The organism is Streptomyces sp. NPDC055815, from assembly GCF_053616475.1.
Genome location: NZ_JBSHDU010000054.1, coordinates 1 through 17,587 on the forward strand (window position 1 = coordinate 1; position 17,587 = coordinate 17,587).

General features: G+C 73.0%; 16 protein-coding genes. 11 read left to right on the forward strand and 5 right to left on the reverse strand.

Translation table 11 applies throughout. The features are described from left to right. Positions 1-195 precede the first annotated feature (195 nt). Together ACWGN5_RS28830 and ACWGN5_RS28835 are read right to left on the reverse strand one after the other, a co-directional pair. On the reverse strand, positions 196-1,446 hold the full coding sequence (locus ACWGN5_RS28830) for a zf-HC2 domain-containing protein (protein ID WP_453520430.1): 1,251 nt from the start codon (positions 1,444-1,446) through the stop codon (positions 196-198). Beyond that, the gene (locus ACWGN5_RS28835) at positions 1,443-2,024 is read right to left on the reverse strand and encodes a sigma-70 family RNA polymerase sigma factor (protein ID WP_351185086.1); all 582 of its coding nucleotides are present in this window, start codon (positions 2,022-2,024) and stop codon (positions 1,443-1,445) included. The genes ACWGN5_RS28830 and ACWGN5_RS28835 overlap by 4 nt, the downstream gene beginning before the upstream one ends. A gap of 159 nt (positions 2,025-2,183) precedes the next feature. Between ACWGN5_RS28835 and ACWGN5_RS28840 the strand changes: the two genes are divergently transcribed. After that, positions 2,184-2,573 (forward strand): STAS domain-containing protein, encoded by a 390-nt coding sequence (locus ACWGN5_RS28840; RefSeq protein WP_453520433.1) that lies wholly within the window; start codon positions 2,184-2,186, stop codon positions 2,571-2,573. On the opposite strand, the gene ACWGN5_RS28845 is transcribed toward ACWGN5_RS28840, so the two are convergent. Beyond that, positions 2,542-4,053: a class I adenylate-forming enzyme family protein gene (locus ACWGN5_RS28845; protein WP_453520435.1), complete on the reverse strand. Its 1,512-nt coding sequence runs from the start codon at positions 4,051-4,053 to the stop codon at positions 2,542-2,544. The genes ACWGN5_RS28840 and ACWGN5_RS28845 overlap by 32 nt on opposite strands. Positions 4,054-4,298: 245 nt before the next feature. Here ACWGN5_RS28845 and ACWGN5_RS28850 point away from each other — a divergent pair, with 245 nt between their 5' ends. The 4 genes from ACWGN5_RS28850 to ACWGN5_RS28865 all read left to right on the forward strand — a co-directional run bounded on the left by ACWGN5_RS28850 (position 4,299) and on the right by ACWGN5_RS28865 (position 8,358). Beyond that, the gene (locus tag ACWGN5_RS28850; RefSeq protein WP_453520438.1) at positions 4,299-5,489 is read left to right on the forward strand and encodes an amidohydrolase family protein; all 1,191 of its coding nucleotides are present in this window, start codon (positions 4,299-4,301) and stop codon (positions 5,487-5,489) included. Next, the gene (locus tag ACWGN5_RS28855; protein WP_453520441.1) at positions 5,489-6,625 is read left to right on the forward strand and encodes an acyl-CoA dehydrogenase; all 1,137 of its coding nucleotides are present in this window, start codon (positions 5,489-5,491) and stop codon (positions 6,623-6,625) included. The genes ACWGN5_RS28850 and ACWGN5_RS28855 overlap by 1 nt, the downstream gene beginning before the upstream one ends. Positions 6,626-6,632: 7 nt before the next feature. Continuing rightward, positions 6,633-7,562 (forward strand): acyl-CoA dehydrogenase family protein, encoded by a 930-nt coding sequence (locus ACWGN5_RS28860; protein WP_453520443.1) that lies wholly within the window; start codon positions 6,633-6,635, stop codon positions 7,560-7,562. A gap of 352 nt (positions 7,563-7,914) precedes the next feature. Next, positions 7,915-8,358 (forward strand): ATP-binding protein, encoded by a 444-nt coding sequence (locus tag ACWGN5_RS28865; protein WP_453520445.1) that lies wholly within the window; start codon positions 7,915-7,917, stop codon positions 8,356-8,358. Between the two features lie 188 nt (positions 8,359-8,546). Here ACWGN5_RS28865 and ACWGN5_RS28870 read toward each other — a convergent pair whose 3' ends face one another. Beyond that, positions 8,547-9,473 (reverse strand): cyclase family protein, encoded by a 927-nt coding sequence (locus ACWGN5_RS28870; protein WP_453520447.1) that lies wholly within the window; start codon positions 9,471-9,473, stop codon positions 8,547-8,549. A gap of 101 nt (positions 9,474-9,574) precedes the next feature. On the opposite strand from ACWGN5_RS28870, the gene ACWGN5_RS28875 reads away from it, so the two are divergent. From ACWGN5_RS28875 to ACWGN5_RS28885, 3 genes are all read left to right on the forward strand, one after another. Next, positions 9,575-10,507, forward strand: coding sequence for an SDR family NAD(P)-dependent oxidoreductase (locus ACWGN5_RS28875; protein WP_453520450.1), 933 nt, complete (start codon positions 9,575-9,577; stop codon positions 10,505-10,507). Beyond that, entirely contained in the window at positions 10,504-11,559 is a 1,056-nt protein-coding gene (locus tag ACWGN5_RS28880) for a Zn-dependent alcohol dehydrogenase (RefSeq protein ID WP_453520452.1), read from the forward strand. Before ACWGN5_RS28875 ends, ACWGN5_RS28880 begins: the two co-directional genes overlap by 4 nt. Before the next feature lie 543 nt (positions 11,560-12,102). Then, positions 12,103-13,323: an MFS transporter gene (locus ACWGN5_RS28885; protein ID WP_453520454.1), complete on the forward strand. Its 1,221-nt coding sequence runs from the start codon at positions 12,103-12,105 to the stop codon at positions 13,321-13,323. On the opposite strand, the gene ACWGN5_RS28890 is transcribed toward ACWGN5_RS28885, so the two are convergent. Next, on the reverse strand, positions 13,275-14,270 hold the full coding sequence (locus tag ACWGN5_RS28890) for a GlxA family transcriptional regulator (protein WP_453520457.1): 996 nt from the start codon (positions 14,268-14,270) through the stop codon (positions 13,275-13,277). The genes ACWGN5_RS28885 and ACWGN5_RS28890 overlap by 49 nt on opposite strands. A gap of 58 nt (positions 14,271-14,328) precedes the next feature. Between ACWGN5_RS28890 and ACWGN5_RS28895 the strand changes: the two genes are divergently transcribed. From ACWGN5_RS28895 to ACWGN5_RS28905, 3 genes are all read left to right on the forward strand, one after another. Then, complete coding sequence (locus ACWGN5_RS28895) at positions 14,329-15,660, forward strand: MFS transporter (RefSeq protein WP_453520459.1); 1,332 nt, start codon at positions 14,329-14,331, stop codon at positions 15,658-15,660. A 79-nt stretch (positions 15,661-15,739) separates the two neighbouring features. Then, on the forward strand, positions 15,740-17,044 hold the full coding sequence (locus ACWGN5_RS28900) for an MFS transporter (protein WP_453520461.1): 1,305 nt from the start codon (positions 15,740-15,742) through the stop codon (positions 17,042-17,044). Positions 17,045-17,103: 59 nt separating this feature from the next. Next, entirely contained in the window at positions 17,104-17,577 is a 474-nt protein-coding gene (locus ACWGN5_RS28905; RefSeq protein ID WP_453520463.1) for a hypothetical protein, read from the forward strand. Positions 17,578-17,587 lie beyond the last annotated feature (10 nt).

Sequence of the window (17,587 nt, forward strand, 5' to 3'; positions counted from 1 at the left end):
CTCCGCGTTCCGCGCCTGGACCCGCACCACGACCGCGCTGCACCCTGGGGTGCGGGTTCCGGCTCAGGAGCCTCTGGCGCCGGCAAGGGCGCCGTCCCGTGTGCCCACCCGTCCCGCCCCAGCGGGACGATTGCCCACACGGGGGTGGGCCGGGGCACCGCCCAGCCCCGGCGCGGGCCCACAACGGGGGTGGCCCTACAGGCGGCTCAAGGAGGCTGCTGCTGAGAGGACGTCGCGGATCGCCTCCCGGTCCCCGTCCTGCCCCGCCGCCGCCTCCTCCGGCGTGATGTGCCCCGCCACCAACTGGCAGAACTCCACCCCGTCCATCGCCACCTGCGCCACCGCCCGCTCCGGGGAGCCGAGGGCCGCCGGGGAGTCCAGGGAGATGTACCAGTGGCCGCCGCCCGCGCCCTCCACCTCCAGGTGGAGCGAGCGGCCGGGTGCGCCCGCCGCGACGAGTTCCTTGGCGGGGCCGGCCAGGCCCGTGCGGCGGCGGTTCGCGAGGGCCGCCGGGAGCTGCCGGGCCGCGAGGTCGATCATGCCGTGCAGGTGCGCCCCGCTGGGCGGCGCGTACGGGTAGGCGACGGCCGTCGCGATGTCGTCCGCGTGCAGCCAGCACTCGAAGGCCCGCTCCAGGAGCGAGTCACGGAGGGGGAGGGCGAAGTCCTTGTAGGTGACGGTGAGGTCCGCCACGCCCCGGCCGGCGAAGGAGACGGTGCGGATCAGGTGGTGCGACTGGTCCCGCCACGGTCCCCGCACGGACCGGTTCGGCGGCCGGTCGAGCGCCGACCAGAACGCCTCCGTCCGTTCGGTGGGGGACAGCTCCGGGATCCCGGCGCCGAGCGGGTCGTCGAGGCCGAGGGCGGCCGACACGAGGCCGTCCACCGCCAGGAGGTGCCCGATGACCGCCGCGACGGTCGCCTTGCGCCGCACCACGTGGTCCTCCTCGTACCACTTGAGCCGTACCGGCGCGTGCCACTCGGACTCGCCGATGTCCCGGAGGAGCGCGTCGAGCCGGGCGGTCTCCGCGTCGTAGGGCGTGACCCAGTCGGGGACGGGGATGCGGGCGGGGCGGCGGCCCAGGCAGTTCTCCAGGACCCGGGAGCGGAGCAGCGGGTCGAGGTCGAGGTCGCGGTCCTCGTGGAGGAGCGCGACGGCGTCGCGGAGCCGGAGGGCCTCGTCGGCGCAGGGCGCGCATCCGGTGAGGTGGTTCTCGACGGCCTTGGTCTCGCCGGCGGAGCACGCCGAGAGCGCCCAGGCCCCGAGCAGGGACTTGAGCACGTTGTGGCTGAGGTCCGGTACCTCGGGCTCCTCCACGTCCACGTCCGGTTCCTCCACCTCCGGCAGCGGTGCCGTCAGGTCCGCGTGGTCGTCGGCGGACCGGCGCGGTCCCGGTATCCAGGGGGCGCGTGCGACGTCGTCGGCGTCGCCGTTCGCCCCGGTCACGGCGTCCGTCCGTAGCCGGGCGGCGAGGACCCTTCGAGCGGCCGGGTGTTCGCGGAGGAGAGCAGCTGGAGGCCGAGGCGGAGGCGCCGGCGGGCCTCGTCCTCGGTGACGCCGAGGTCGGCGGCGGTCTGCCGGTAGTCGCGCCGCTGGAAGTACGCCAGTTCGAGTGCGGCCCGCAGCGGGGCGGGCATGGAGGTCACGATGTAGTCGGCGCGGGCGGCGACGGAGGCCCGGTGGACCTTCTGCTCCAGCTCCTCGGCGGAGCCGAGTCCCGTCTCGGCGTAGGCCAGGGTCTCGGCCTGCCGCAGCCGGTGCACGGCCTGCCGCTGGGTCAGCTTGGCGACCCAGGAGCGCATGTTGCCCTGCTTCGGGTCGTACGAGTCGGGGTTCTCCCAGATGTAGCCGAAGACCTCGCGGGTGACCTGGTCGGCCGCCGCGTCGTCGTCGAGGACCCGGTGGGCGAGGCTGTGCACGAGGGCGGCGAACCGGTCGTAGAACTCGCCGAGGGCGGCGGCTTCTCCGCGCGCCAGCCGCTGCTGCATCCTGCGGTCCCAGCGCGGTGGTGTGTCCATCGCCATGAGGGCCTCCGTCCCGGTTCTCCTCCAAAGTAATGCGCCGCTCGGACAACGCACTCCTGTTTGCCGCAAGTACGCCCTTGACGCCGACGCGGATGGTAAGGAAAGCGTCATCCCGCACGGCGGGGGTTTCGCCGCCTGCTCGTGGGGCAGGCGGCGTCCGTGACGACGATCGATGTCGACGAGGACGAGCACGGCCCCTGGACGGTTTTCCGCGTCCAGGGGGAACTGGACCTGGTCACCTCCCCCCAGATACGCCGCCGTGTCCACGACGCCGTCGCGGGCGGCCGCCACGATCTGGTGATCGACCTGTCGGCCGTGCGGTTCTGCGATTCCAGCGGTGTGGGGGTGCTGATCGCGTCCCGCCGGCTGCTCCGGTCCTGCGGCGGCCGGCTGCGGCTGATCCTGCCCGCGGACGCGGGCGGCCGGGACGGCGGCCACGTCGGCCGGGTGCTGTCCGCGCTCGGCGTGCGGCGCCTGTTCGACGTGTACGAGGACGTCCCGGAGGCCCTCGCGGAGGTCACCGGGGCGCCGGGCCGAAGCGCTCCCTGAGCTTGTACTTCAGGACCTTCCGCAGGGTCTCGTTGCGGGGCAGGGCGTCCAACACCTCCAGCTGTTCCGGCAGCTTGTGGACGGAGAGTCCGGCCTCCCGCAGAAAGGACGTGAGCTGCGGAAGGGCGAGCGGGGCGGCGCCCGGGGGCTGTTCGACGACGGCGCAGACGCGTTCGCCGCGCTCGGCGTCCGGGAGGCCTATGACGGCGGCGTCGCCGACGTCCGGGTGCCGGTGGAGGAGGTCCTCGATCTCCTTGGCCGATATGTTCTCTCCCTTTCGGATGATGATGTCCTTGATGCGGCCGGTGAGGACGAGGTGGCCGCCGGCCGTGAGGTGCCCGACGTCGCCGGTGATGAGGAAGCCGTCCTCGTCGAAGGCGGCTTCCGTCTGCGCCGGGTCGAGATAGCCCCGGCAGACGGCCTCGCCGCGGAGCCGGACCTCGCCGTCGCCGGTGATCCGGATCTCCATGCCGGCGGGCGGGCGGCCCTCGGTGGAGGCGAGGTTCTCGTCGGTGTCCTCGGGGTCGCCCATCGTGATCATGGGGACCTCGGTCATCCCGTACCCGTGGGTGAGCCGGCAGCCCAGCTCCTTCCGTACGGCGTGGTAGATCTCGGGCGGCTTGGGCGCCCCGCCGCCCGCGAGCAGGCGGAGGGTGGGGATGACGGGCTTCCCGGGCTGTCTGCGCTGCTCGGCGAGGAACATCGAGTAGAAGGCGGTGGAGCCGCCGGCGACGGTGACGCCGTGCCGGTTGTACTCGTCGAGGGCCTCCGGCAGCGCGAACTGCTCGAACATCACGGCGGGGAAGCCGTACAGCAGGAGCATCACCGTGTAGTCGGGCCCGGCGATGTGCGCGTACGGGAAGGCCATCGAGCCGACGTCCTCGGCCGTCAGCCGGAGGGCGTGGGCGAGGCAGGAGCCGCCGGCGAGGAGTGAGCGATCGGTGTGCAGGACGCCCTTGGGGTCGGAGGTGGTGCCGGAGGTCCAGTAGATCCAGCGGACGTCGGTGCCGGACGCGGGCGGGGGAGGCAGCACGGCCGGGTCGCCGTCCGGAAGGTCCTCGTACGCCTCGAAGATCCCGCGCGCGCCGAGCCTCCGTGCCATCTCCGCATGGTCGAATCCACGCCAAGTTCCGGGGATGGCGAAGAACTCGGCCTTGGACTCGCGCAGCGCGAAGCCGACTTCCTTGTCGCGGTAGAAGGGGATCACCGGGGACTGCACGGCGCCGATGCGGGCGAGTGCGAAGGAGAGCACGGCGGTCTCGATGCGGGTGGGCAGCTGCCAGGCGACGACGGTGCCGGGACGCACGCCCCTCCCGTACAGGCCGGCGGCGCAGCGCTCGGCGCGCTCGCGCAGTCCGCCGAAGGTGAGGACGCGGTCGCCCTGGAGGAGGACGGGCCGGTCGGGGGTGAGGGCGGCGCGCCGCTCGACGAGCTCCCAGAGCGTCCGGGACGCGCCGAGTGCGTGCGCGGTCTCGTTCATGACCGACTCCTCTCGTCCGTACTCCGCATGGCTGACGTTCCGTCAGATCGTGCGGTGAGCGTAGAGGTCGGGCGCTTGTCGGTCCAGGGGTGCGCGGCTAGCCTGATCCCATCAGATCTGACGGGTCATCAGAAACGGGCCGGAAGTGGTCCGCCGTATCGGGCCGCGAGAGGTCCGCCGAAACGGGCCGCGAGAGGTCCGCCGTAACGGGCCGCGAACGGTCCGCCGAATCCGGGAGAGGCTCCATGACGGAACTGCCCCGCATCATCAGCGTCGACGACCACGTGATCGAGCCCGCCCACCTCTTCGAGACCTGGCTCCCGAAGAAGTACCGCGACCGCGGGCCGCGGCCCCTCACGGCCGGCATCGGCGAGCTCGCCTACGTCGCCGGCAAGTACCAGATCACGATGGACCCCGACGGCCCGCCCACCGACTGGTGGATCTACGAGGACCTCAAGTTCCCGTACAAGCGCAACATCGCCGCCGTCGGCTTCGACCGCGACGACATGACCCTGGAGGGGATCACCCGGGAGGAGATGCGCCGCGGCTGCTGGGACCCGGCCGCCCGCCTCAAGGACATGGACCTCAACCACGTCGAGGCCTCCCTCTGCTTCCCGACCTTCCCCCGCTTCTGCGGGCAGACCTTCGCCGAGGCCCACGACAAGGAGGTCGCCCTCGCCTGCGTCCGCGCCTACAACGACTGGATGGTCGAGGAGTGGTGCGGGGACAGCGGGGGCCGGCTGATCCCGCTCTGCATCATCCCGCTCTGGGACATCGACCTCGCCGTCGCCGAGATCCGGCGCAACGCCGCGCGGGGGGTGAAGGCCGTGACCTTCTCCGAGATCCCCACCCATCTGGGGCTCCCGTCGATCCACTCCGGGTACTGGGATCCCTTCTTCGCCGTCTGCCAGGAGACCGGGACGGTGGTGAATATGCACATTGGATCCAGTAGCCAGATGCCGGCCGCGTCCCCCGACGCCCCGCCCGCCGTCCAGGCCTCGCTCAGCTTCAACAACGCGATGGCCTCGATGATGGACTTCCTCTTCAGCGGGGTGCTGGTGAAGTTCCCCCGGCTCAAGCTCGCCTACAGCGAAGGCCAGATGGGCTGGATCCCGTACGCCCTCGAACGCGCCGACGACGTCTGGGAGGAGCACCGGGCCTGGGGCGGAGTGCGCGACCTCATCCCCGAGCCCCCGTCCACGTACTACTACCGGCAGATCTTCTGCTGCTTCTTCCGCGACAAGCACGGCATCGCCTCGCTCGACGTGGTGGGACGCGACAACGCCACCTTCGAGACCGACTACCCGCACGTCGACTCGACCTTCCCGCACACCAAGGAGGTCGCCCTCGACCACGTCCAGGGCCTCGACGACGAGACGATCTACAAACTCATGCGCGGCAACGCCATCCGCATGCTCGACCTGGGCATCGTCTGATGGACCTCTCCTGCACGGACGAAGAGGAGGCCTACCGCGCCCGCCTGCGCGAATGGCTCGCCGCCACCCTGCCCGGCCTCCCCGAACGGCCCGACCCGCTCGACTGGCCGGCCCGGCGCGCCTACGACTGCGGCTGGCAGCGCCGCCTGTACGACGCCGGGTACGCCGACACCCACTGGGACGCCTCCCCGACCCAGCGCCTCATCTTCCTGGAGGAGACCGAACGCGCCGGCGCGCCCTACGTCGGCGCCAACTTCGTCGGCCTCCTCCACGCGGGCCCCACCATCGCCGCCGAGGGCACGGAGGAGCAGCGCGCACGGTGGCTGCCGCCGATCCTGCGCGGCGACGAGGTCTGGTGCCAGGGCTTCAGCGAGCCCGACGCCGGCTCGGACCTCGCCTCGCTCCGTACCCGCGCGGTACGGGACGGGGACGCGTACGTCGTCACCGGCCAGAAGATCTGGACCTCGCACGCCGAGGTCGCCGACTGGTGCGAACTGCTCGTACGCACCGACCCCGAGGCGCCGTCCAAGCACCGGGGCATCACCTGGCTCGCCCTGCCCATGGACGCCCCCGGCATCACGGTACGGCCGCTGCGCACCCTCGCCGGGTCCACCGAGTTCGCCGAGGTCTTCCTCGACGAGGTGCGGGTGCCGGTGTCCCACCGGGTCGGCGAGGAGAACGACGGCTGGCGGGTCACCATGGTCACCCTCTCCTTCGAACGCGGCACCGCGTTCGTCGGCGAAGTCGTCGCCTGCCGCCGCCTCCTCGGCGAACTCGCCCGGTACGCCCGCGAGAACGGCACCTGGGACGACCCCGTCCTGCGCCGCCGGCTCGGCAGGCTCTCCGCCGAGTTCCAGGCGCTGTGGCGGATCGTCCAGGCCAACGTCAGCGAGGCCCAGGCGACGGGCGGCGTGCCGGGGGCGGGCGGCTCCGTCTTCAAGCTCCACTACTCGCACGCCCGCCAGGAGCTGTACGACGCGGCCGCCGCCGTCCTCGGGCCCGACGCGCTCGACCTCGGCCGCGACTGGACCCTCGACCGGCTGTCCTCGCTCTCGTACACGATCGCGGCCGGCACCTCCCAGATCCAGCGCAACATCGTCGCCGAGCGCATCCTCGGCCTGCCGAAGGGGCGGTGATCCGGTCATGGACTTCCGGCTCACGGAGGACCAGCGGGCCTTGCGGAAGGGGGTACGGGAGCTGCTCGCGCGGCTCTTCGACCGCGAGGCGCTGCGGGGCGCCGTCTCCGCCGGGCGGCTCGACCGGGACCTCTGGCGGGAGCTCGGCGACGCCGGGTTCTTCTCGCTGCGGCTCCCGGAGGCGGAGGGGGGCGTCGGGCTCGGGCTGCCCGAGGCGGTCCTCGTCTTCGAGGAGGCGGGGAGGGTGCTGCTGCCGGGGCCGGTGGTGGCGACGCATGTCGCGGCGGGGGCCGTGCCGGGGGCGGCGGAGGGGGCCGTCGTGGTGACCTCCGTGGACGAGGGGCTGGTCCCTTGGCTGGACGAGGCCGATGTGGTGCTCGGTGACGTGTCGGGCGCCGTGCCCGTGCGGTCGGTCGATCCGCTCACGCCGCTCCATCGGGTGCCCGGCACCGGGGGTTGTGCCCACCCTTATCCTCCCCCTAGGACTTCGTCCTGGGGGGACCCCCAAGCGGAACGCCTGCCCACGACGGGGGCGGCGGAGGCCACTCTCCTCACCGCCGCCGAGCAGGTGGGCAGCGCGCGGGCCACCACCGAGCTCGCCGTTTCCTACGCTCGGACTCGGGTGCAGTTCGGGCAGGTCATTGGGGGGTTTCAGGCCGTCAAGCATCTCTGTGCCGGGATGCTCGTGCGGGTCGAGCTCGCTCGGGCCGCCGTGTGGGCCGCCGCCGTCACCGGTGATCCCGTCGAGATCGCCGGGGCCAAGCTGCTCGCCGACGACGCGGCGGTCCGCAACGCGCGGGACTGTCTTCAGGTGCACGGGGGGATGGGGTTCACCTGGGAGGCCGACGTCCACCTGCATCTGAAGCGGGCCTGGGTGCGGGCCGAGCTGGGGATGACCGCCGCCCGGGCCGAGGAGACGGTGGCCGCCGCGCTGTAGCGCAGCGCGTGCGAGGCGTCACGGAATGTTGATATCGGGTTGTGTCCTTCGGCGGGGCCGTCACGGCCCGGAGTCGGCCTCCGCCTCCGGTACGCTCCGTGGGATGCGAGTGCTCGTTGGCCCGGATCGTCCCGGTGTCGCCCCTGCGGTGGCTCCGCGGCCGGGAATGCCCGCCGCTCGCGCCCGGCGTTCGACTACCCGCAGCGTGCGTCGCACAGTATGGACCATGCGTACTCCTTCGCGCTGGAATATGCCCGAAGCGCTTGTTGCGGTGACTGTACGTCAACCATGCTGTCCCACAAGGGAATCACGTTCCGTAAAGGTGTGTCCGCCGGTTCGGATGGTGTGAGCGGTGCAGGTGCTTCAGGTTCAGTTGGAGGTCGGGCCGGACCCGGCAGAGGTGGGACGAGCCCGGAAGTGGGCCCGGTCGCGGCTCGCCGGGTCGGGCATAGGGGATGACGAGCCGCTCGCCGAGACGCTGGTGCTGCTCATCTCCGAGCTCGTGACCAACGCCGTGGTGCACACGGGCTGCCCGGCCGTGCTGCGGATGCTGTTCGCCGCGGAGGGCAGCGGGGTGCGGGTCGAGGTCGCCGACGCGAGCGACCGCCCGCCGCAGCCCCGGCACGCGGACGGTGACGACACCAACGGGCGCGGTCTGGAGCTCGTGGACGGTCTCGCGGACCGGTGGGGCTGGCAGCTGGAGGGCGCCGGCAAGAGCATCTGGTGCGAGGTGGACCGGGTCGCGCCGGTGTCGACGGCGATGTCGACGCTGTCGCCCGGTCGGGTGCGCTGTTGACGATTCGTTCCGTTTTGCCCACTCTGTTGTGAGCGATTCGTGGCGAGGGGAGCCGAGGGCCGTGGCCCTCGGCGTGTGCGGGTCGCGGCCGGGTGGCGGCGGGCCGTGCCGTGCTCGGGGCGCGTGCGAGCGCGCCGCCGCCCGAGGGAGTTCGACGGGGTTCGCGTGCGAGTGTGCCGCCTCCGCTTCTACAGGACGGCCACCGGGGCCACGGGTGTGCCCGTGCCGCCGACGAAGGGCTCGGGCATCGCGGAGAGCAGGAAGGCGTAGCGCCCTTCTTGTGCACAGGCTGTGGACAGAGCCTCCAGATTCCAGTTCTGCCCCTGGAGCATCCCCATCTCGACCAGGTCGAGGGCGTGCACGGGCAGCCAGAGGTCCTCGATCTCCGGCGGGAAGATCTCGAAGGTGAGCGTGTCGTTGGCGACGGCCGCGACGTCATGGGCGTGGAACCACTCCGGCGTACGGACCGAGAGGCCCGGTGACGGGAACGCGTACCCGTGCTTGTCCCCGGCCAGGTACGCCTGGATCTGCCCGGTCCGTACGAGGACGATGTCCCCGGACCGTACGGTCACCCCGCCGAATTCCGCCGCCTCGTCGAGGTCCTCGGGCGTCACGGCGTGGTCGCCCGGCAGCCGGTCCACCCCCTTCGCGGCGGCCACGTCCAGGAGCACCCCGCGGCTGACGATGTGGCGGGCCGTGTGGATGCCGCTGAACTCGGAGCGGCCGTGCGGGGTGATCGAGGCGGCGGGGCGGCCGTTGTAGATGCGGCCCGAGTGGGAGACGTGCGTCAGGGCGTCCCAGTGGGTGCCGGCCTGGAGGCCGAGGGTCACGGCGTCGTCGCTGGTGGCGACCGTGCCGGGGCCGAAGAGCTCCTGGTTGACCTGGACCATGACGTGGAGCGGGTTGACCCGGCCCGGGATCATGCCGGTCTGCACGCCGTCCTGCTTGAGGTCGAGGGCGAGCGGGACGCGGTGGCCGGTGCGGACGGTGGCGACTGCCTCGCGGACGACCTCGTCGGTGACGAGGTTGAGCGTGCCGATCTCGTCGTCCTGGCCCCAACGGCCCCAGTTGTTGACGCGCTTGGCGATCTCGTGGAAGGCGGCGGGAAGAGACATCGGGGCCTCCGGGGTCTTGTTTTCCGGTATCTGACGGACCGTAGAATCCTGACGACGAACGAATCTAACGGACCGTCAGAAAGTGCGGGAAGGGGCCGGGCGTGGGGAACTTCTTGGCTGGCAAGGTCGTCGCCGTGACGGGAGCGGGGCGCGGCATCGGCCGCGCCGTCGCCCTCGCCTGCGCGGCGGAGGGCGCGAAGGTCGTCGTCAACGACTACGGGGTGTCGATCGAGGGCGGCGAGCCGACCTCGGAGGTCGCGGCCTCGGTCGTGAAGGAGATCGAGGCCGCGGGCGGAGCGGCGGTGGCCGTCGCCGACGACATCTCCACGATGGCCGGCGGACAGCGGATCGTCGACGTCGCCCTCGCCGAGTACGGGCGGATCGACGGGGTCGTGTGCGTCGCCGGCATCCTGCGCGAGCGGATGCTCTTCAACATGTCCGAGGAGGAGTGGGACCGCGTCGTCGCCACCCACCTCAAGGGCACCTTCACCGTCTTCCGGGCCGCGTCCGCCGTCATGCGCAAGCAGGGCACGGGCACGCTCATCGGCTTCACCAGCGGCAACCACCAGGGCTCCGTCGCCCAGGCCAACTACTCGGCGGCGAAGGGCGGGATCATCTCGCTCGTACGGTCGGCGGCGCTCGGCCTCCACAAGTACGGCGTCACCGCGAACGCCGTCGCGCCGGTGGCCCGCACCCGGATGTCCGCGAACGTCCCCATGGAGCTCAAGGAGATCGGGGAGCCGGAGGACGTGGCGGCGCTCGTCGTCTACCTGCTGTCCGAGCGGGCCCGCGAGGAGAAGATCACCGGCCAGGTGTACACGATCGCCGGACCCAAGATCGCGGTCTGGGCGCAACCGAGGGAGCTGCGCGCCGGGTACGCGGAGGGCGGCGGCTGGACCCCCGAACGCATCGCGGACTTCCTGCCCGGGACGGTCGGGACGGACCCCATGCCGATGCTGGCGATGCTGGAGGAGATGGCGAGGGCGGCGGCCGCCGGCGATCGCCCCAACACGGGCCGGGGGAGCGGATCATGAGAGGCGTCGTCTTCGACGGGAAGCAGGTCCAGGTCGTCGACGACCTGGAGGTACGGGACCCGGGGCCCGGGGAGGTGCTCGTCGGCATAGCCGCCGCCGGGCTCTGCCACAGCGACCTGTCGGTCATCGACGGGACCATCCCCTTCCCGCCGCCCGTCGTCCTCGGCCACGAGGGCGCCGGAGTCGTCGAGGCGGTGGGCCCGGGCGTCACGCACGTCGTCCCCGGCGACCACGTCGCGCTGTCCACGCTCGCGAACTGCGGCGCCTGCGCCGACTGCGACCGGGGGCGGCCGACGATGTGCCGGAAGGCGATCGGTATGCCGGGCCGGCCGTTCTCACGAGCGTCGACCGGCCAGCCGTTGTTCCAGTTCGCCTCGAACTCGTCGTTCGCCGAGCGGACCGTCGTCAAGGCCGTCCAGGCCGTGAAGATCCCGCGGGACATCCCGCTGACCTCCGCCGCCCTCATGGGCTGCGGTGTCCTCACCGGCGTCGGAGCCGTACTCAACCGGGCGAAGGTCGGGCGCGGCGAGACCGTCGTCGTCATCGGTACGGGCGGCATCGGCCTCAACGTCCTGCAGGGCGCCAGGATCGCGGGCGCGCTGACGATCGTCGCGGTCGACACGAACCCGGAGAAGGAGGCGGTGGCCCGGCAGTTCGGGGCGACGCACTTCCTCGCCTCCGCCGACGGGGTACGGGACATCCTGCCCACCGGCGCCGACCACGTCTTCGAGTGCGTCGGCCACACGGGGCTCGTCCGGACCGCGATCGACCTCCTCGACCGGCACGGCCAGGCGATCCTGCTCGGCATGACCGCGCCGAAGGCGGAAGCGAGCTTCCTGCCGGCCGCGATGTTCCTGGACAAGTCGATCCTGGGCTGCCGGTACGGCTCCTCACGGCCGCAGAAGGACATCGCCCTGTACGCGGAGCTGTACCGCACGGGGGCGCTGCTGCTCGACGAACTGGTGACGGCGACGTATCCGGTGGAGGACTTCGCGCGGGCGACGGGAGACGCGGAGGCGGGGAGGGTGGCGCGGGGGGTGCTCACGTTCTGACCCGCGCGGAGGTGTGCCCGGCGCCTGGGCGGGCGTTGCCCACCGCCGTGCGGGCGGCGCGCCGTCCGGGGCGGCGCCCGGGCCCACCGCCCGTGTGGGCCCGCGCCTCGGCTGGGCGGCGCCCCGGCCCACCCCCGTGTGGGCAATCGTCCCGCAGGGCGGGACGGGTGGGCACACGGGACGGCGCGCCCAGCGGCGCCTCCGCGTTCCGAGCCTGACCCGCACCCCGATGCGCGGCGCACGTCCGGTGCGGGTTCAGGCGAGGAACGCCTAGGCCCGGCTCGGGGCACCGTCCGTTGTGCCCACCCGTTCCGCCCCAGCGGAACGATTGCCCACAACGGGGGCGGCACGGGGCGCCCACGACGGGGTGGGCACCGCCCCAGCGGAACGATTGCCCACAACGGGGCGGCACGGGGCGCCCACGACGGGGCGGAAGCGCGCCCACGACGGGGGCGGCACGGGTGCCCGCAACGGGCGGAAGGGCGCCCACAACGGCGGAAGCGCGCTCACAACGGCGGAAGCGCGGCGCGTTAGCGTCCCCGCATGTCCTACCGCGAGCTCGTCACCCGTCCCGTCCTCGTCTGGTCCGCTGTCATGGTCACCGGCCGGCTCCCCGTCGCCATGGCGCCGCTCGCGCTCGTGTTCCTCGTGCGGGAGCGGCCCGGGGGCTACACGCTCGGGGCCGTCCTCGCCGCCGCGTACGTCCTCGGGGAGATCGTCGCCGCCCCCGTCCTCGGCATGCGGCTCGACCCCGAACGGGCCCGCCCGCAGCTCGTCGTCGGGCTCGCGGCCGGTGTCGTCGGGTTCGCCGGGCTCGGGCTCGCGCCCGGCGCCCACCCCGTCGTCCTGGCCGCCCTCGCGCTGGTCGCGGGCGCCGGACCGGCCGCCGTGCCCGGCGCGCTGCGGGCGCTGCTCACCAGCCTCGTGCCGGAGCGGGCCGTCACCCAGGCGATGAGCATGGAGTCGATGCTGACCTTCGGGCTCTGGGCGGCCGCGCCCGCGCTCACCACGGGTCTGGCGCTCGGCGTCGCCCCCGCCGTACCGCTGCTCCTCCAGGGCTTCCTGATGGGGCTTTCCGTGGCCGGGCTGTGGCTGCTGCCGGCCGGCTGGTCGGCAGCGGCGCGGGAGGAGGGGGCCTCGATGCGGCGGGCGCTGCTGCGGGCCTGGCCGGTGTACGTCCTGGGCGCGGCCGGGCTCACCCTCCTCGCGCTCGCCGAGCTGATCCTGCCCGCGCTCCTCGAACAGCGCGGGATCGACATCCGCTGGGCGGGTCCGCTGCTCGCCGGGTTCTCGATCGGCTCGGCGGTCGGCGCGTTCGTGTACGGCCTCCGGGACCGCTGGCCCGGCCCGCTGGCCGTGCAGTCGCTGGGCCTGGTCCTCGCGGTGGCCGCGGGCGTCGCCCTGGTGGCCGTACTGCCCTGGACGGCGGCCATCGCGGTCGCGCTCGTGGCCGCCGGGCTGCTCCAGGCGCCCGCGAGCCTCACCCGGAACCTGGCCCTGCGGCAGGTGCTCCCGGCGGGCGCGCTGGCCGCCGGGTACTCGGTCATGTACGCGGCCGTGGGCGCCGGTTACGCGGCCAGCGGCACCCTCGCGGGCGGGCTCCTGAAGGTGGTGGCGCCGTCGACGGCCATCCTCTGCGGGGTGGGGCTGACCGTGCTGCTCACGGCGGTCGGTGCGGTGGGGGAGTGGCGGCTCGCCGGGCGTGCCCCGTCGGCTCAGACGGACGAGGCCGCGCCCGTCGACGTGCGGAAGGTCCGCCGGTAGGACGTCGGCGTCACCCCGATCGCCGTCATCAGGTGCACCCGCAACGACTGGGCCGTGCCGAAGCCCGCGTCCTGGGCGACCCGGTCGACGGGCAGGCCGGTGGACTCCAGGAGGTGCCGGGCGCGTGCGACGCGCTGCTGCGTGAGCCACTGGCCGGGGCTGGTGCCGACCTCGTCGCGGAAGCGGCGCGTGAACGTCCGTACGCTCATGGCCTCCTTCTCCGCCAGGTCCCGCAGCTGGATCGGCTCGTGGAGGTGGGCGAGTGCCCAGGCCCGCGCGGCGGTCGTGGTGTGCGTGCCGGCCTCCGGCAGGGGCCGCTCGATGTACTGGGCCTGCCCGCCGTCCCGGTGCGGCGGTACGACGGTCCTGCGGGCGACGTCGTTGGCGACGGCCGTGCCGTGGTCGCGGCGCACGATGTGCAGGCACAGGTCGATCCCGGCGGCCACGCCGGCCGAGGTGAGGACGTCGCCGTCGTCGATGAACAGGACGTCCGCGTCGACCCGCACGCTCGGGAAGAGCCGCTGGAAGTGCTCGGCGGACGACCAGTGGGTGGTGGCCGGGCGCCCGTCGAGGAAGCCTGCGGCGGCGAGTACGTACCCGCCGGTGCAGATGGAGACGAGACGGGTGCCGGGCCGGATCCGTGAGAGTGCCGCGGCCAGTTCGTCCGGGAGTCTGCCCTCGTCGTAGACCGGGCCGAGCTCGTACGAGGCGGGTACGACGACCGTGTCGGCGGTGGCGAGCGCCTCCGGGCCGTGCTCGACGTGGATCGAGAAGTCGGCGTCCGTCCGCACGGGTCCGGCCACCGGGGCGCAGGTCACGATCTCGTACAGCGGCCTGCCCTCGGGGTCCTTCGCACGGCCGAAGATGCGGTGCGGGATGCCCAGCTCGAAGGGGAGGATGCCGGGCAGGGCGAGAACGGCGACGCGGTGCGGCGACGGCGACGGCACGGGCGGTGCTCCCCTCGAAATCGGGTGGTGGTCCAGACCATAGGGCTGGTACGAGTACGTGTCCGTGACGGACAACACGTACAAGTCTGAGGCCACCGGGCGGATTCCCGCCCCGGTCGAGCCGCCCGCACAGCAACCGCCGACGCCAACCGCCCCGGTCGAGCCGCCCGCACCGGTCGAACCGCACCCCCCGGTCGAGCCGCCCGCACTCTGGAGCCGTAACTTCCGGCTCTTCTTCGTCGCCCGGGGCGTCGCCGTCTTCGGCGAGGGCATGGTCCCGGTCGCCTTCGCCGCCGGACTCCTCGGAGCGGGCCACCCCGGCTCCACCGTCGGCTACGCGCTCGGTGGCTGGACCGCCGCCTTCGCGCTCTTCGTGCTCTTCGGCGGCGTCCTCGCCGACCGGTTCACCGCCCGCCGCATGATGGTCCTCGCCGACCTGCTGCGGCTGCCCGGCGCGGCCGTCCTCGCCGTCTCCTTCACGCTCGGCAGCCCGCCGCTCTGGGCCGTGTACGCCCTGTCCGTGCTCAGCGGGATCGGCGCCGCCCTCTTCCAGCCGGGCGTCGCCTCCACCATCCCGCGCATCGCCCCCGACGTGCAGCGCGCCAACGCCGTCCTGCGGGTCGTCGAGGCCCTCATGACCATGGCGGGACCGGCCGCCGCGGGCCTGCTGGTCGCCGTGTGGAACGCGGGCGCGGCCTTCGCCGTCAACGGCGTCACCTTCGCCGTCAGCGCCGTCTGCTTCCTGCTCATACGTCTCACCCCGATTCCGTCCGACACCGCCCGGCGCGACTCCCTCGGTGCCGAACTCGTCGGCGGCTGGCGGGAGTTCCGCTCGCGGAACTGGCTGTGGGGCGTCATCTCCATCTGGACGGTGTACGGGCTGACCGTCGCAGGACCGATGGTGCCGCTCACCGCGAGCCTGGTCACCGAGGACCACGGCTCGGCGGCGTACGGCGTGCTCATGGCCGTCAACGGCGCCGGCAGCGCGGTCGGCGGCCTCCTGGCGATCCGGCTGCGCCCGAGCCGCCCCCTCGCGTCGGGCGCGGTGGCGCTCCTCGGCCTCCCGGTGAACCTGGCCCTGCTCGGCCTGGGCGCGCCGGTGGTCCTGCTGGGGGCGGGCCAGTTCGTCGGCGGGGCGGCCTTCGCCTTCTGGCTGGTGATGTGGTCCACCTCGGTCCAGACGCACGTGCCGCAGGAGGCGCTGAACCGGATGCACGCGTACGACGTGGCCGGTTCTCTCCTGATGATGGGCGTCGGCCGGACCCTGTCGGGGCCGGTGGCGGCGGTGGTCGGTACGGAGGAGGTGCTGCTGACGGGGGCGGGGATCGCGGTGCTCGTGGTGACGGCGCTGCTCGTGGTGAGGCCGATCAGAACGCTGCCCCGCGTGTGAGTCCTGTGTCCCGATCCGTTGGAAACTTGTCATTCGGGCCAATGGCAGGGGGAGGGGCCGGCCCGGGATGCTCGATGGCATGGCCCAGACAACCGAGACGGTTACCCGTACACCCGCAGGACAGCCCCGTGCCCCCCGCGTCCACCGCGCGTGGTTCGTCGCGGCGGTCACCTTCGTCACGATCATCGGCGCCGCGGCCTTCGCCTCCCTGCCGGGCCTGCTGATCGAGCCGCTGCACGAGGAGTTCCACTGGTCGCGGGGGACGATCGGCTTCGCCGTCTCGGTGAACCTCGCCCTGTACGGCCTGACGGCGCCGTTCGCCGCGGCGCTGATGGACCGCTTCGGCATCCGGAAGGTCGTGGCGGTCGCCCTGACGATCATCTCGGTGGGCTCGCTCCTCACCGTCTGGATGACGGCGGCCTGGCAGCTGGTCCTCTACTGGGGCCTCTTCGTCGGCCTCGGCAGCGGCTCCATGGCCCTCGCCTTCGCGGCGACCGTCACGAACCGCTGGTTCGTCGCCCGGCGAGGCCTGGTCACCGGCATCCTCACGGCGGCCGGCGCCTCGGGCCAGCTGATCTTCCTCCCGCTGCTCTCCTGGCTGGTGGAACACCACGGCTGGCGCCCGGCCGCCGTCACGGTGGCCCTCGCGGCCCTCGCGGTGGTGCCCTTCGTCTGGCTGCTGCTCCGGGACCACCCGGCGGACGTCCGGCTCGCCCCGTACGGCGGGGAGTACGTCGAGAAGCCGGCCCCGGTGACGGGCGCGGCGCGGCGCGCGGTCACGGTCCTCTTCAAGGCGGCGCGGACGGGCCCGTTCTGGCTGCTCGCCGGCTCGTTCGCGATCTGCGGGGCCTCCACGAACGGACTGGTCAAGACGCACTTCGTGCCGGCGGCGCACGACCACGGCATGCCGGTCACGGCGGCGGCGGGCCTCCTGGCGGTGATCGGCGTCTTCGACGTCGTCGGCACGGTCGCCTCGGGCTGGTTCACGGACCGCTTCTCGCCGCGGCGCCTGCTGGCGGTCTACTACGCGCTGAGGGGAGTCTCGCTGTTGTTCCTCCCCATGCTCCTGGCCCCCTCGGTCCACCCCCCGATGCTCTTCTTCATCGTCTTCTACGGCCTGGACTGGGTGGCGACCGTGCCGCCGACGATCGCCCTGTGCCGCGAGCACTACGGCGAGGACTCGGCGATCGTCTTCGGCTGGGTCCTCGCCTCCCACCAGGTCGGCGCGGCGGCCGTCGCCTTCGCGGGCGGCGTGGCGCGTGACGTCTTCGGTACGTACGACGTCGTCTGGTACGCCTCGGGCGCCCTGTGCGCGGCGGCGGCGCTGATGGCCCTGGTCATCAGCCGACCCCGGACGGAGCCGGTCTCCCTGGCAGGAGCATGATGACCAGCAGGGGGTGATCGCCGATGAGCGGTCCTGACGGCGGGCGGAGCTTTGCCCGGATGCTGAGGGTCTCGACGCTGGCCCTGTGCCTGGAGGCCGGGGTGGGCCTGGCGGCGCTCATGACGGTCGGTCTGAGCATGGAGCCGGACCCCGGGGAGGACACCGGCGGCGGGGGCTTGTTCCTGATCGCGCTGCCGTTCGTGGCGGTGGCCTGGGTGCTCGTGGCCATCGCGGCGTCGGCCCTCCTCGTCGTGCCGGTGGTGCTGCTCGGCGAGGACCTGGGGCGCAGGGTCGGCGGCCGCCCCCTGTGGTGGCAGCTGTCCCTGGCGGCCGTCGCCGGGACCCTCCTCGCGCCGCTCGGCGGCGTGTGGGGGTGGGCGGTGGCCGGTGCGGGACTGGCCGTGGCGGCGGTCCTCACCCGGGCGGCGAGGCGGGGCTCCTTCGTGCGGCTGCTCCTGTGGGGCACACTCGCGGTGCTGACGGCCTTCCTGGTGGGCGGCGCGATCCTGGAACTGGACCTCATCGCCGACTGAGCCGCCGGGG